This window comes from Frankia sp. CcI156, assembly GCF_001983015.1.
Classification (GTDB): domain Bacteria; phylum Actinomycetota; class Actinomycetes; order Frankiales; family Frankiaceae; genus Frankia; species Frankia casuarinae.
Map to the genome: position 1 here is coordinate 1 of NZ_MOMD01000022.1, position 14,229 is coordinate 14,229.

Annotated in this window: 13 protein-coding genes; 1 reads left to right on the top strand and 12 read right to left on the bottom strand. The window is 71.5% G+C overall.

Annotated features, from left to right (window positions below):
• Positions 1–136 precede the first annotated feature (136 nt).
• Positions 137–472, top strand: a complete 336-nt coding sequence (locus CcI156_RS09985) for a hypothetical protein (RefSeq protein WP_148214940.1) — start codon at positions 137–139, stop codon at positions 470–472.
• An 84-nt stretch (positions 473–556) separates the two neighbouring features.
• On the opposite strand, the gene CcI156_RS09990 is transcribed toward CcI156_RS09985, so the two are convergent.
• From CcI156_RS09990 to dapA, 12 genes are all read right to left on the bottom strand, one after another.
• Complete coding sequence (locus CcI156_RS09990; RefSeq protein WP_011437910.1) at positions 557–1,315, bottom strand: hypothetical protein; 759 nt, start codon at positions 1,313–1,315, stop codon at positions 557–559.
• Between the two features lie 19 nt (positions 1,316–1,334).
• Positions 1,335–2,174 carry a PspA/IM30 family protein gene (locus CcI156_RS09995; RefSeq protein ID WP_076805402.1) on the bottom strand — a complete coding sequence of 280 codons (840 nt, stop codon included), beginning with the start codon at positions 2,172–2,174 and terminating at the stop codon, positions 1,335–1,337.
• A 48-nt stretch (positions 2,175–2,222) separates the two neighbouring features.
• On the bottom strand, positions 2,223–2,417 hold the full coding sequence (locus CcI156_RS10000) for a hypothetical protein (RefSeq protein WP_023840200.1): 195 nt from the start codon (positions 2,415–2,417) through the stop codon (positions 2,223–2,225).
• Positions 2,418–2,602: 185 nt separating this feature from the next.
• The gene (locus tag CcI156_RS10005; RefSeq protein WP_011437912.1) at positions 2,603–3,070 is read right to left on the bottom strand and encodes a Dps family protein; all 468 of its coding nucleotides are present in this window, start codon (positions 3,068–3,070) and stop codon (positions 2,603–2,605) included.
• Between the two features lie 273 nt (positions 3,071–3,343).
• Complete coding sequence (locus CcI156_RS10010) at positions 3,344–3,655, bottom strand: helix-turn-helix domain-containing protein (RefSeq protein ID WP_011437913.1); 312 nt, start codon at positions 3,653–3,655, stop codon at positions 3,344–3,346.
• A 121-nt stretch (positions 3,656–3,776) separates the two neighbouring features.
• Positions 3,777–5,078: a competence/damage-inducible protein A gene (locus CcI156_RS10015; protein ID WP_076805403.1), complete on the bottom strand. Its 1,302-nt coding sequence runs from the start codon at positions 5,076–5,078 to the stop codon at positions 3,777–3,779.
• Positions 5,068–5,877 carry a CDP-alcohol phosphatidyltransferase family protein gene (locus CcI156_RS10020; RefSeq protein WP_083718421.1) on the bottom strand — a complete coding sequence of 270 codons (810 nt, stop codon included), beginning with the start codon at positions 5,875–5,877 and terminating at the stop codon, positions 5,068–5,070. Before CcI156_RS10020 ends, CcI156_RS10015 begins: the two co-directional genes overlap by 11 nt.
• Positions 5,867–7,438, bottom strand: coding sequence for a MiaB/RimO family radical SAM methylthiotransferase (locus tag CcI156_RS10025; protein WP_076805405.1), 1,572 nt, complete (start codon positions 7,436–7,438; stop codon positions 5,867–5,869). Before CcI156_RS10025 ends, CcI156_RS10020 begins: the two co-directional genes overlap by 11 nt.
• Before the next feature lie 4 nt (positions 7,439–7,442).
• Positions 7,443–8,312, bottom strand: a complete 870-nt coding sequence (locus CcI156_RS10030; protein ID WP_076805406.1) for a helix-turn-helix domain-containing protein — start codon at positions 8,310–8,312, stop codon at positions 7,443–7,445.
• Positions 8,313–8,418: 106 nt separating this feature from the next.
• Positions 8,419–10,962 carry a DNA translocase FtsK gene (locus CcI156_RS10035; protein ID WP_254847360.1) on the bottom strand — a complete coding sequence of 848 codons (2,544 nt, stop codon included), beginning with the start codon at positions 10,960–10,962 and terminating at the stop codon, positions 8,419–8,421.
• Positions 10,963–11,334: 372 nt separating this feature from the next.
• Positions 11,335–13,020 (bottom strand): ribonuclease J, encoded by a 1,686-nt coding sequence (locus CcI156_RS10040; RefSeq protein WP_076805407.1) that lies wholly within the window; start codon positions 13,018–13,020, stop codon positions 11,335–11,337.
• A complete protein-coding gene (gene dapA / locus CcI156_RS10045; protein ID WP_011437920.1) occupies positions 13,017–14,075 on the bottom strand; it encodes a 4-hydroxy-tetrahydrodipicolinate synthase in 1,059 nt (352 codons plus the stop codon). Before dapA ends, CcI156_RS10040 begins: the two co-directional genes overlap by 4 nt.
• Positions 14,076–14,229 lie beyond the last annotated feature (154 nt).

The window sequence follows — 14,229 nt, forward strand, 5'->3', positions numbered from 1 at the left end:
GTCCTGACCGCGATCGTGATCCATACCGGTGGCAGCCTGAACGAGGTGACCACAGGCGACCTCCTCGCGTTCCAGTCAGCCACGGCGCCCAGCCGTGGCAGCAAGATCAAAATCCGGATAAGTCGGGCCGTGGGACCTGCCCCCGGCCTGGTTCGACCAACTCGCCCCCGGCGGTACGCTCGTGGTCCCGCTGCACTGGCGGGGCCAGGCCCGCAGTGTCGCCTTCGCCCGTCAGGACACCCATCTCCGGGCGGAAAGCAGCCAGCTCTGCGGGTTCATTCCCATGATCGGTATCGTGTCGACCGGCGAGCAGACCGGCACGATCACTGACAACGTGGACCTGTGCTGGGATGCCGACCAGAACATCGCCCCGGCCGCCCTGCACGAGATGTTCACTGGACCGAGACCACCGCGTGGTCCGGCRCCTCCRTCGTCGCCAACGAGCCGTTTGACCACATCTGGCTGTGGCTGACCGCCACCTCACCCGGCACCTGCCGCATCGCAACTGAAATCTTCGCTGGCAACCGACACCCGGGATCACCGTCGACATCCGCGATCAACCGGAAAGTTCACGCAGTGCGGCAGCGTAGCCACGCAGAGCCTCGATCTGCTGGGTCAGTCGGGCCAGGTCCGGCGAAGACGCGACCACCGTGCCCACGACCTCGCTGGCCGCTGCCAGCAGGTCGTCCAGAGTGGCCACCGACGCCGACATTTCGGCCACCAGGTCCTTCCTCGTCGCCAGGATCTCGGCTCGTCGAGCGGGATACGTCACCGCTCGGGCCGCCCTTTCACACGCGACGACCCGCATGGCGGTGACCCGCAGCCCGTCCACCAGATCGGCGGCGCCGGCCACGGCCGCCCGCACCGGGCCGCGGGCGGCGCCGGGAGCAAGCGTCCGGGCCATCGCGACGAGCGCCGCCAGACCCGCCTCGCCACGGCGCAACGGCTCGGCGGCCGCCGAGTGCCGCAACGCCCAGGGAGGCGGAGCGGGAGCGCTCGGCAGGGCGAACCCGCGGTCCTCCCGCCGGATCACGGCCGTCTCCCAGCCCGCGAGACCCGCCCTGATGATCGCCGCAGCGCCCACGACCAGCCAACCCCAACCGTCCACGACGGCGGCGACCGGCGTCACCGAGGCCACGGCGATCCATCCGAAGGCGGTCACCGCCGCCCGACGACGCGCCCACCGGACGCCACGCCCGGCGCGCCGTTCGGTCCGCAGCAACGACCGGCGTTCGACATCGGCACGCACCCAGTCCGGCAACGCCGGCCGCAGTGCCCCGCCCGGCGCCCCGTCCCAACCCGGCCAGCCGGTCACGGCCGGTCCGCCATCCGACTCACGGCGTCCCACCGCCGGTGGGCTTGGCCGCGGAACCAGGCGACGCCGCGGAACCAGGCGACGCCGCGGAATCGGGCGATGYGGCGGAACCGCCCGCGCCAGCGGGAAGCTGGCCCCCGGCCGCCATGTCACCGCGCAACTCGGCGAGGCGGGAGGAGGCCCGGGCGTCCATGGTCGCGCGCCGCACCTCGATCATCCGCGCCTCCATCCCCTGGGAGGCGAGCTCGTGACGCCCAAGAGCGACCGCGTAGCGCTGCTCGACCTTGTCGCGGATCTCCCCGAGGGTGGGCGTGTCCCCCGCCGGGGCGAGCGAGGACATCCCCTCCATCGCCTTGGTCATCTGCTCCTGCATGGCGGCGTGCTCGATCTGTGTCAGCAGGCGGGCACGCTCGGCGAGATGGCGTTGCATCCGCACGGTGTTGTCCTCGACCGCGGTTCGGGCCTGCTGGGCGGACGCGGCGGCCTGGCGGTGCAGGTTCTTCAGGTCCTCCAGCGATGCTTCCGCCGAGACCAGCTGGCTGGCGAATGCCTGGGCCGTCTCCTCGTACCCGGCCGCGGTGACCAGGTCACCGGCCGCTCGCGCGTTGTCAGCCAGCAGCAACGAGGACCGGGCGGACTCGGTGAGGTTCGCGACCTCGTCCACCTGGCGTGCCATGCGCATCTCCAGCTGACGCTGGTTACCCACGACGAGCGCCGCCTGCTGGACCAGCGCCTCGTGCTGCTGCCGKGCCTCCATGATGGCCTGGTCRATCTGCACCCGCGGGTCGGCCTTCTCGTCGAACTTCCGGTTCGCCGAGGCCGACAGATAGCGGTAGATCTTGCGGACGACATTCGCCATACATCGATCGTCGCACGCCGGAGCCGCGGCGGTTACCCCGCGGCGGACTCAGACGGGCGGCTGCAGCGCCGTGCGGCCGCGTCCCGCGCAGACCAGACACGTCCGGCAGGCCGGCACAAAGCCGCCGCGCATGGTGGCGAAGACCACCAGCAGCTCGCCCAATCCGTTGCAGCTCTTGCACACCTGGACCAGCCGGCACTCCGACCAGCCGTCGTCGTCCTCCGGCCACGCGGGGGTATTCACGTGATCTTCTTTCCCTGCGGGCCATGCCCGGGAGTCCGCCCGGGAACGACGATCGGCACCAACCTGCGCCACGAGAACTATCTCGGGATAGTCGCGGAGGGGTCCGCCACCCGCCACCCGCCACCAGACAACCCTTTTCGGGGGAGGGCCCTTTCGGGGAGGGCAAACCGCCACCGGCGCGGGACTCACACCATCGCCTGGAACATCCAGTGCTGCTCCTCCAGGTCGTGGACGATCTCGATGATCAGGTTCTGGGTGACCGGGTCGGCCTTCTCGGTCGCGTCCATGCGGGTACGCATCCTCGTGACCACCCCGGCGAGGACCTCGGTTGTCTGCCGGATCACCTTCTCATCCGGGATGTACCCCACCTCCACTCCCGGCAGGTGGGTGCTTCGGGCGACCGTCGAGGACTGACCGTCCGGGTTGACCCCGATCGCGACGGCACGTTCGGCGGTGGCGTCCGCGTAACGACGCGCCAGATCGACAACCTCGTCGAGTTGGCGATGCACACTACGGAAGGTGCGCCCGGTGACGTTCCAGTGCAGCTGCTTGGCGGACAGGGACAGGTCGATCAGGTCGATCAACGTGCCCTGGAGGGCCTCACCGGTGACACTTCGTGCCCCGTCGGACAGCGGGCTGCGGATGGCACTCATACTCGACCTCTCTCACGCCGGAGACATCTGCTCCCTGCGGCGTGCCCCGTGAAKAGATCCGTATGCGACCAGAACACCCGACGTCCAGAACGCCCCGACGTCCAGCACAGCCCGACGTCCAGCACAGCCCGACATCGCGAACGAGACACACATCGAGACCTACCTCATCGGGACCTACATCACGAACGGAGCGCACGTCATGAACGGAGCAGACCCCGAACGTGAACGGGACAGCCGACGTGGCAGGACACCGGAAGACGCCGGACGCGCAACTCAGGCCGCCCGGTCGACGACCGCGGCGCGGGCGGGAACCACCACGGTGGGCGCGCCGACCCGCGCGGCGACCGCCAGTTCGGCGAGTTCGAGATCCTCACTCACCTCGCGCAGCAGGTCCGCGAGCCGTACTCCCAGTGCGTCACAGATGGCGGCGAGCAACTCGGAGCTGGCCTCCTTCTGCCCACGCTCGACTTCCGAGAGGTAGCCGAGCGACACCCGTGCCGCCGACGACACCTCCCGAAGCGTGCGGTGCTGATCCTGACGGCGGCGGCGCAACGCCTCGCCGAGCATGCGTCGGAGCAGGACCATCGAGCCTCCTCCTTCGTCCGCGGGATGCGTTCACCGTATACCCACCGCCGCGACCATCGGGCCCTCGTTGACGGGACTGTAACTGTGTAAGCACCTCAGATCCGGTGATTGGTCTCGCGCATCAGGGTGCGCCGTCTCCGGTTGTGGTCATCTCGCTGTTCGGCAGCCCGGCGAGCATCCGACGCACCAGGTCCAGCGCGGACACCACCGCGTAGGTGCGGATGCGCGGCCGGTCCCCGGGCAGCCGTACCGACCGGGTGACGGTGCCGTCCGGTCCGGCCAGGCCGATATGCAGCGTTCCGACCGGTTTGTCCTCCTGCGGCTGCGGGCCCGCGACTCCCGTGGTGGCCAACCCGTAGGTGGCGCCCAGCCGGGACCGGACCCCCGCCGCCATCGCGGCGGCCGTCCTCGACGACACCGCGCCCTCGGCGGCCAACAGCCCCTCGTCGACACCGAGCGCCGACGCCTTGACCTCCGTGGCGTAGGAGACGATGCCGCCACGGAACGCGGCGCTCGCACCGGGGACGTCGGTCAGCCGCCCGGCGAGCAGCCCCCCGGTGATGGACTCCGCGACGGCCAGCGTCGCCGACCGCTGGACGAGCAGCCCCAGGACCACGCCTTCGAGGGAGTCGTCCRCACCGCCGTACACCCCGGCGCCCAGTGCGGTCCGGGCCGCGGTCTCCACCGGTGCGATCAGCATCTCGGCCTCGGCCCGATCCCGGGCCCGGGCCGTGATACGCACCCGGGTCTGGCCACCGCTGGCCAGGAACGCGATGCGCGGATTGCCGATCCGGGCAAGCCGGTCGACCTCGTCCGCGAGGGCCTCGGCGACGGCCGACTCCCACATGCCCGCCGTGCGCAGCACCCGGTGGACGACCACCGCGGGCTGCCCGGCCCGGCGCAGGATGTCGGGCAGCACGCTGGCGGTGAACATGCCGTTCATCTCGAACGGCACACCGGGCATCGCGTAGACGACGCCAGTCCCGATCTCCATCCGTATCCCCGGGGCTGTTCCGGTGCCGTTCGGCAGCGGTTGTGCCCCCTCGGGCAGGTCCGCCTGCCGGTAGTTCATCTGGGGCACGCGCCGGCCACCGTCACCGCGGCCCATGTCCCGGAACCGTCGCCGCAGCATCGACTCCAGGAAGTCGTCCCGGCGCAGGCCGACGCCGGCCGCGGCGGCGATGCCCTCGCGGGTCAGGTCGTCCTGGGTGGGACCGAGCCCTCCGGTCATGATGACGACGTCAGCCCGGTCCAGTGCCACCCGGATCGCCGTGGCGATCATGTCGATGTCGTCACCGACGACCGTTGACGTCGTGACGGTCACTCCGACGTCGGCCAGCTGCCGACCCAACCAGGCCGCGTTGCCGTTGACGATGTCGCCGTAGAGAAGTTCGTCCCCCACCGCCAGCAGCTCAGCGCGCATCGGTCCGCCCCTCCGTCTTCCTGATGGTCGGTCCGGCCGCCGTCGACGGGTCGGACCCGGCCGGCCCCGCCATCCGGTGGCGCACCGAGGGGCCGGTGCCGGGCGAGAGGCCGGTGGATGGTGCGCCCCTCGGCGGGGTGACACCGCCGGAATCCCGCGAGGCCCGCCGCCGCAGCGTGAGAGCTCGACAGAYGTAATCGATCCCGGTGACCATGGCGACCACCACGCCGGCCGCGAGAATCACGGCCCGGCTCGTGGCGGCAACGCCCGCCAGCGGAAGCACGTAGAGACCGATCGCGACGTTCAGCAGCAGGGTCTTGGCCTTGCCCCCACGGCTCGCCGCGATCACCCCGAAGCGGATCACCCACAAGCGCAGGAGGGTGACACCGACCTCCCGCAGGAGGATCAGTGCGGTGACCGGCCAGGGCAGCTCGCCGAGCACGGACAGCGAGATCAACGCGGCACCGGTCAGCGCCTTGTCGGCGATCGGATCGACCAGGATGCCGAAGTCGGTGACGAGGTGCCAGCGGCGGGCGATGGAGCCGTCGATCTGGTCGGTCATCGCGGCCACCGCATAGGCGCCGAAGGCGGCGTACCGCCAGGTGTGACCGTCGGGCCCGGCGAACAGGAAGACCACGAAGACCGGCACCAACACCAGCCGCGTGATCGTCAGCAGGTTGGCGACGTTGACCACCGGGGCCGCGGGGACCACCGGGGCAGAAACGGGCTCCGCGGGGAGCGGCGACGGCCCTTCGCCGCGCTCCCCCTGGCGTCGGCGCCCGACGCCGTCACGTCCCATCCGCGACGCCCCGGCCCACGAGGGCCGCCGCCCGGTCCGGCGTCGGCCGCGCGACCGCAGCCGTGGGACGGGCCCGATCGAGCACCGCGATGAACTCCGCGATCAGATCGACACCCTCGGTGGCGACCACCCGGGCCTCGACGAGATCCCCCACCCCGACGAGATCCCCCACCCCGAGGCGCTCCGGCCCGTCATCCGCCGCGCCGCCCGGGGACAGTCGCACGACGCACCCGCCGTCGACCTCCGCCTGCTGGTGGGCGGCGCAGCCGGTGGCCAGACCACCGGCGACCTCCTCCACCAGGACCTGTACCCGGGAGCCGATCCGCGCGTCCGCCCGGGCGGCGGTCAGCTGCTCGACGAGGTCGGTGACGCGTACCCGGCGGCGCTCGATCAGCTCATCGGGGATCTTGTCTGTCAGCCCGGCGGCCTCGGTACCCTCCTCGTCGGAGTAGCCGAACACGCCGACGGCGTCGAGCTCGGCGGCCTCGAGGAACTCCGCGAGGATGTCGACATCCTCGGGGGTCTCCCCCGGGAACCCGACGATGACGTTGGATCGCGCCCCCAGCTCGGGCGCCAGCGCGCGGGCGCGGGCGAGCAGGTCGAGGAAGTGCCCACTGCCACCGAAGCGGCGCATCCGGCGCAGCACCGGCGGGCTCGCGTGCTGGAAGGACAGATCGAGATAGGGCGCGAGGCCCGGAGTGGTCAGCAGCACCTCGAGCAGCGACGGACGCATCTCGGCGGGCTGCAGGTAGACCGTGCGCACCCGGACGATGCCCGACACCGCCGCGAGTTGCGGCAGCAGCTTCTCCAGCGCGCGCAGATCCCCGAGGTCCTTGCCGTAGGAGGTGGAGTTCTCGCTGACCAGGACCAGCTCGCGGGCACCCTGACCGGCCAGCCATTCGGCCTCGGCGAGCACGTCGTCGGGTGACCGCGAGACGTGGGAGCCGCGGAACGACGGGATCGCGCAGAAGGCGCAGCGCCGGTCACACCCGCTGGAGATCTTCAGGACGGCGACCGGCCCGGYCGTCAACCGCCGGCGCAGCGGAACGGCTCCGGTGGACACCGCGGCCGGCGGGAGAGCGGGGGCGGCCCGGTCCACCGGGGTGATCGGCAGCATCGTCCGCCGGTCACGCGGGGAGTGCGCGGGCACCGGGGTACCGGCCAGCACGGCCGCGAGGTGCGTGGCGATGTTCGGATAGGCATCGAATCCGAGGACCGCGTCCGCCTCGGGCAGGCTCTCGGCGAGCTCGGTTCCGTAACGCTCGGCCAGGCAGCCCACGGCCACCACCGCGCGCGGACCCGGGCCGGCGCCGTCCGCGGGACCGGACGGACCGCCACCGGCCCGCAGGCCGTCCGCCGCAAGCAGGGCGTCGATGGAGTCCTTCTTCGCCGCGTCGACGAATCCGCAGGTGTTGACGAGCACGGCGTCGGCGTCGGCGGCGTCGGAGACGAGCTCCCACCCGTCCGCGCCGAGCCGGGCGGCCAGCTCCTCCGAATCCACCTCGTTCCGGGAACAACCGAGCGTGATCAGAGCTACCCGGCGATGGAGGCGTGTGGACACCAGGTCAGGCTACCGGGACCGGCGCGGGCGGTGGCGCGGCCACGAGACCGCTACGCTGTTCGTCGCCGACCTCGCAGGCGCCGGAGGCTGCGGCGCTCACCCGGATCGTCACGACCTGCCCGAGCCCGCCCGGCGCCCCGAGGCTCCTGCCGTTGCACGACACATCGACCGCACCGGCATTGCCCACCCTGATGTGCAGGGCCCCCGACGCCGTCACCGTCCGGCTGTCGCCGGACTGCAGGAGCTGGGAGAGCAGGACATGCTCGGCGTCGTCGCGCACCTCCAGCCAGCTCTGCGCGTCGCGTACCGTCAGGACGACGTTCACCCCTGTCGGCGCGGGCGTGGTCACGCTGGGAGCGGCCGGGCTCGTCGAGACCGGCGGGACGCTCACGGTCGGAGTGAGCCCCACGGCCCCGCCCGGCCCCGGCGCGGCCCTGTCGTCCGAGGAACCGGAGGAACCTGGCAGCAGCAACGCGAGAGCCGCGATGACGCACACCACGACMAGCGAAACGATCATTGCCGGACCCCACCGGAACCCGCCGCGCCGCCGGCGGGACCCCCCGCGCAGCGGATCGAACTCGGYCGAGGGGATAATCATCAATGGGCCGGTGTGGTGCTCGTGCGAGGCGTCGTAAGCCGCCAGCACCCGCCCGGGATCGAGCCCGAGGGTGGTGGCGATGCTGCGCAGATGCCCGCGGGCATACACCGTGCCGCCGCACTGCGAGAAGTCGTCCCGCTCGATCTGATCGATCAGACCCGCCCTGACCCGGGTGCGCTCGCTGACCTGGGAGACCGTGAGACCGCGGTCACGCCGCGCCGCGGCCAGGATGGACCCGACGCTGTCCCGCGGCTGCGGATCGTCCGCGGACTGCATGAGCGAACCTCCGCAACCGTCTTTTCMGCCTACCGTGGGCGCGAGGCCTTCAGTTTACGGTGCGTCCCCCGGCGCTGAAAGCGGGGACATTCCACCGGAGGCTTCCTCATCCGTTACGCAGGGTTGTGAGCAAACCCTCCAACTCGTCCGGCATGACCAGCACGTCACGCGCCTTCGATCCCTCACTTGCGCCGACGATGCCCCGGCTCTCCATCAGGTCCATCAGCCGCCCGGCCTTCGCGAACCCGACCCGCAGCTTGCGCTGCAACATCGAGGTGGAGCCGAACTGCGTGCTCACCACGAGCTCGACGGCCTGCAGGAAGAGCTGCAGATCGTCTCCGATCTCCTCGTCGATCTCCTTCCTGGCCTCGCCGCCGGCGTCGAACACGTCCTCCCGGAACGCCGCCGGCGCCTGTTCCTTCGTGTGGTCGACGATGGCCGCGATCTCGTCCTCGGAAACGAAGGCACCCTGGATACGGGCGGGTTTACCCGCTCCCATCGGCAGGAAGAGCGCGTCCCCCAGGCCGACGAGCTTCTCCGCGCCGGCCTGGTCGAGGATCGTCCGGCTGTCCGCCAACGACGCCGTCGCGAAGGCGAGCCGGGACGGCACGTTCGCCTTGATCAGACCGGTCACCACGTCGACGGAGGGCCGCTGGGTGGCGAGCACCAGGTGGATGCCCACCGCCCGGGCCATGGCGGTGATCCGGCAGATGGCGTCCTCGACGTCGCGCGGCGCCACCATCATCAGGTCGGCGAGCTCGTCGACGATGGCCAGGATGTAGGGGTAGGGCACGTAGACACGTTCGGATCCCGGCGGGGCGGCGATCTCGCCGTTGCGCACTTTGCGGTTGAAGTCGTCGACGTGACGCACCCCGCACGCGGCCAGGTCCTCGTACCGGTTCTCCATCTCCTTCACGACCCATTGCAGCGCATCGGCCGCCTTTTTGGGATTCGTGATGATCGGCGTGATCAGATGGGGAATACMCTGATAGTTCGTCAGCTCGACCCGCTTGGGGTCCACCAGCACCATGCGCACCTGGTCAGGGGTGGCCCGGGCCAGCACCGAGGTGATGAGGGTGTTGATACACGTCGACTTGCCGGCTCCGGTCGCCCCGGCKATGAGGATGTGCGGCATCTTGGCCAGGTTGGCGAGCACGTAGCCGCCCTCGATGTCCTTGCCGAGACCGACAACTAGCGGATGCGGGTTACCGATCGCCTCCCCGCTGCGCAGGACGTCGCCGAGCGACACCAACTCCMGGTCGGTGTTGGGAATCTCGATACCGACCGCGCTCTTGCCCGGGATCGGACTGATGATCCGCACGTCCGGGCTCTTCACCGCGTACGCGATGTTCTTCGTGAGCTGGATGATCCGCTCGACCTTGACCGCGGCACCGAGCTCGACCTCGTAGCGGGTCACCGTCGGTCCCCGGGTGAAGCCGGTGACCTGGGCGTCCACTTTGAACTGGGCGAACACGTCGGTCAGCGAGGCAATCACCCCGTCGGTCGCGGCCGAGCGGACCTTGGGCGGCGTACCGGAACGCAGCAGGGTCGGCGACGGCAGCCGGTAGTCACCGTCGGTCGGGGGGACCAGATGCTCGATCTCGCCGCCGAAGTCCGCGGAACCCGGACCGGGGACGCCGGTCGCGGTGTCCGCCGCACCCGCGGTCACCCGGGCTGTCCGGGCCCGGGCCCTGCGCTGCGACCCGGGCGGTGCGGCCCCCGCTACCGGTTCCCCGCCACCGGCGGCCGCACCGCCCGGGTCGGGGGCCGTGGTCACGTAGCCGGTGTCCGCCTCCGGGCCGGCGAGCTCGCCGAACAGGTCGAGGGCGAGATCCCCGGCGGGCGGCCCGGCGGGCGGCCCGGCGGCATCGGCGGCATCGGCGGCATCGGCGGCATCGCCATCACCCGGGGACGTTCCCCCAGGCGGGGTCGCCCGACCACCACGCCGACGCCGACCCCTACCCGCCCCGGCCGCCCCGGCTGCGAGCAGGCCGTCGGACAGCTCCGAATCGTCCTCGGGGTCGTCGCGGAAGTCCGCGTCCGCGTCGTACTCGCCGGCATCCCGGGCGGGACCGCGCACCCCGATGGTGAGCCGATCAACGAGTTCACCGAGCCGCTCGGGCACCTGGCGGACAGGGGTCGCCGTGATGACGAGAACGCCGAAGAACGTCAGCAGCAGCAACAGCGGAACGGCGACGTACGGCGTCACCGCGCTCGCCAGCGGGAGGCCACCGAGCAGCCCGACGACGCCACCGGCCGCCCGCATCCGGGCGACGCCGTCCGAGAAGTCGGGCAGGCCACGGGCGATGTGCACCATGCCGAGCAGAMCGACGGCGACCGCCGTCCACCCGATCACCACCCGGCCCCGGCTATCCGGATCGGTCGGGGACCGGACCAGCCGCCACGCGGCGCCCAGGCCGAACAGCGGCAGTACCCAGGCGCCGGCGCCGACCAGCAGCTCCAGGATCGCGGCCACATACCTCCCCAGCGGCCCGGCGGCGGAGAACCACACCGAGGCGCCGGCCAGGATCGCCCCGCCGAACGCGGTCAGGCCGAGCCCGTCACGCCGGTGCCCTGGATCGATGTGCAGCTCACGGGCGCCCCGACCGGCCCGGCGCAGCACGGTGCCCAGCGCCGTCGCCGCGCCCATCCACAGCCGGTAGACGCTCTTGACGACTGTCTGGCCGATCAGCAGCGACAGCGGGGGGCGACTCGCCCGCGCCGGTGGACGGGCCGGTGTCCTACCGCGGCCGGCCGCGCGGGAGCTGCCCGACCGGCCAGAGCCGCCCGACCGGCCAGCCGCCGTCGATGCGCGTGCCTTGCCGCCCTGACCGCCGCCTCGCGAGGTACCTTCACCCCGCGAGGTGCCTTGACGCCCACCACCGCCCCTCGGCCGGGACGTGGCCGTCTCCGTCTGCGCACGCGTCCGCGCGCCACTGGTCCGTGTGGCCACCGTCGAAACGGTACACACGAGCGTGCCCGAGTACTGGCAACCCCGACGAACCGGGCGCGCCGCAACGCCTCAGACCTCGAGAACCACCGGAACGATCATCGGACGGCGCYGGTAGTTCTCGTTGACCCAGCGACCGACCGTACGCCGCACGAGCTGCTGCAGGGCCGTCAGATCGTTCATCCCGGTGCGCATCGCGTCCACCAGCCCGTCGCTGACCAGTTTGGAGACGGAGTCGAAGGCGCCCGGCGCATCGGAGAAGCCGCGGGCGGAGAGATCCGGGCCGACGACGACCTTGCCCGCCGCGGCGTCCACCACGACGGTGATCGTGATGAAACCCTCCTCGCCGAGGATCCGGCGGTCCTTCAGGCTCGGCTCACCGACGTCCCCGACCGCGGCGCCGTCAACGTAGACATAGCCGCAGGGAACAACGCCGGTGATCCGCGCCCGGCCGTCAAGCAGGTCGATGACCATGYCGTCCTCGGCGAGCACTACGTGGTCCGGGGGCACCCCGGTCGCCTCGGYGAGCTTGGCATGGGCCCGCAGGTGCCGCCATTCGCCGTGGACCGGCATGACGTTGGACGGCCTGGTGGCGTTCAGAACGTAGAGCAACTCGCCCGCCGGGGCGTGACCCGAGGTGTGCACCTTCGCCACGCCCTTGTGAACGACCTTGGCGCCGTAGCGGGTCAGCCCGTTGATCACCCGGAACACCGCGTTCTCGTTGCCGGGGATGAGGCTGGAAGCGAGCACGACCGTGTCGCCGGCCTGGATGCGGATCTGGTGATCCCGGTTGGCCATCCGGGACAGGGCCGAGAGCGGCTCCCCCTGGGAGCCCGTGGAGATCAGGCAGATGTTGCGGTCCGGCAGCGCGTCCACGTCCCGGGCGTCGACGATCAGACCCGGTGGCACCCGCAGCAACCCGAGGTCGCGGGCCACTCCCATGTTGCGGACCATCGACCTGCCCACGAAGCAGACCGACCGGCCGTGCTCCTCGGCCGCGTCGAGCACCTGCTGCACCCGGTGCACATGGCTGGCGAAGCAGGCGATGATGATCCGGCGGGTCGCCTCGCGGAAGACTCCGTCGAGCACCGGGGCGATCTCCCGCTCGGAGGTGACGAACCCGGGCACCTCGGCGTTGGTCGAGTCGGACAGCAGCAGGTCCACACCCTCGCGGCCGAGCCGCGCGAAGCCCCCCAGGTCGGTCAGCCGGCCGTCGAGCGGCAGCTGGTCCATCTTGAAGTCGCCGGTGTGCAGGACGAGCCCGGCCTCGGTGCGGATGGCCACKGCCACGGCGTCCGGGATGGAGTGGTTGACCGCGAAGAACTCGCACTCGAACGGCCCGAAGGCGTGCCGCTCCTCCTCCCGGATCTCCTGAGTGACCGCCTTGACGCGGTGCTCGGCGAGCTTCGCGTTCATCAGCGCCAGGGTGAGCCGGGTGCCGATCAGCRGGATGTCACGCCGTTCCCGCAGCAGGTAGGGCACCGCCCCGATGTGATCCTCGTGTGCGTGGGTGAGGATCACCGCCTCGATGTCGTCGAGGCGATCCCGGATGGCGGTGAAGTCGGGCAGGATCAGGTCGATCCCCGGCTGGACGTCCTCCGGGAACAACACCCCGCAGTCCACGATCAGCAGCCGGCCGGCGTGTTCGAAGACGGTCATGTTGCGACCGATCTCCCCAACCCCACCGAGCGGGATGATCCGAAGGCCGTCCGCGCGCAGCGGCGGCGGCGGGCCGAGGTCGGGATGCGGATGGCTCATGAGACCTCACCCGCCGCGGCGACGGCCAGCCCGACGGACGACCCGGACCCGGACGACCCGGACCCGGACGAGGCGCCGGCCGGCGCGCCCCGCCCCCCGGCCTCGACGCCGCCAGGCGCGCCCGGCGGCCCGGCGGCGTCGAGGAGCGCCTCGGCGAGGTCCGCCCGCAGCCGCGCGACCTCGGCGGGAGTGGCGTCCACCAACGGTGGCCGGACCGGCCCCGCGGGCAGCCCGGCCAGCCGCAGCGCGGCCTTGGCCAGGATCACGCCCTGGGTGCGGAACATTCCTTCGTACGCGGGCAGCAAGCCCTGATGCAGCGCGATCGCCCGACCCACCTCACCGGCCCCGAAGGCCTCGATCATGGCACGGATCGCGGGTGCGGCCACGTGCCCGACAACACTGATGACTCCGCATGCCCCGATGGACAGCAACGGCAGATTGAGCGCGTCGGTGCCGGAGTAATACGCCAGACCGGTCCGCGCCAGCACCCAGGAGGATGCGGGCAGATCGTCCTTAGCGTCCTTGACCGCGACGATACGCGGGTGTTCGGCCAACCGCACCAAAGTCTCCGACGCCACCGGAACCCCGGTCCGGCCGGGGATGTCGTAGACGACGACCGGTAGCCCGGTCGCCTCGGCGACGGTGACGAAATGCCGCAGCAACCCGGCCTGCGGTGGCTTGTTGTAGTAGGGCGTCACGACGAGCAGGCCGTGCGCGCCCGCGGCTTCGGCGGCCCGCGCCAGTTCCACGCTGTGCGCGGTGTCACTCGTCCCGACACCGGAGATCACGCGGGCACGGCTTCCCACGGCCTCGACGACGACCCGCACCAGGCGGTCCTTCTCCTCGTCGGTGGTCGTCGGAGACTCCCCGGTGGTGCCGTTGACCACGAGCCCGTCGTTGCCGGCGTCCACCAGACGGCTCGCGAGCTGCGCGGCACCCGCCTCATCGAGACCGCCGTCCGCCCGGAACGGCGTGACCATCGCTGTGATCACGCGCCCGAACGGCGCCGGCGGCAACATTGACATACCGGTCACGCTAGACGGCACCTCCGACATCACCTCGGCGACCGACGTCACCCGCCGGACCGCCGAACCTCCACGTTCACTCCTCCGACACCGCCGGGCCGGCACCGGTCCATCCTCCGCCCACGCCGCCTTTCCCGCTCCGCCGGCCCGAGCCGGGTCTGCTCCCCGGACCCGCCCACAAGCA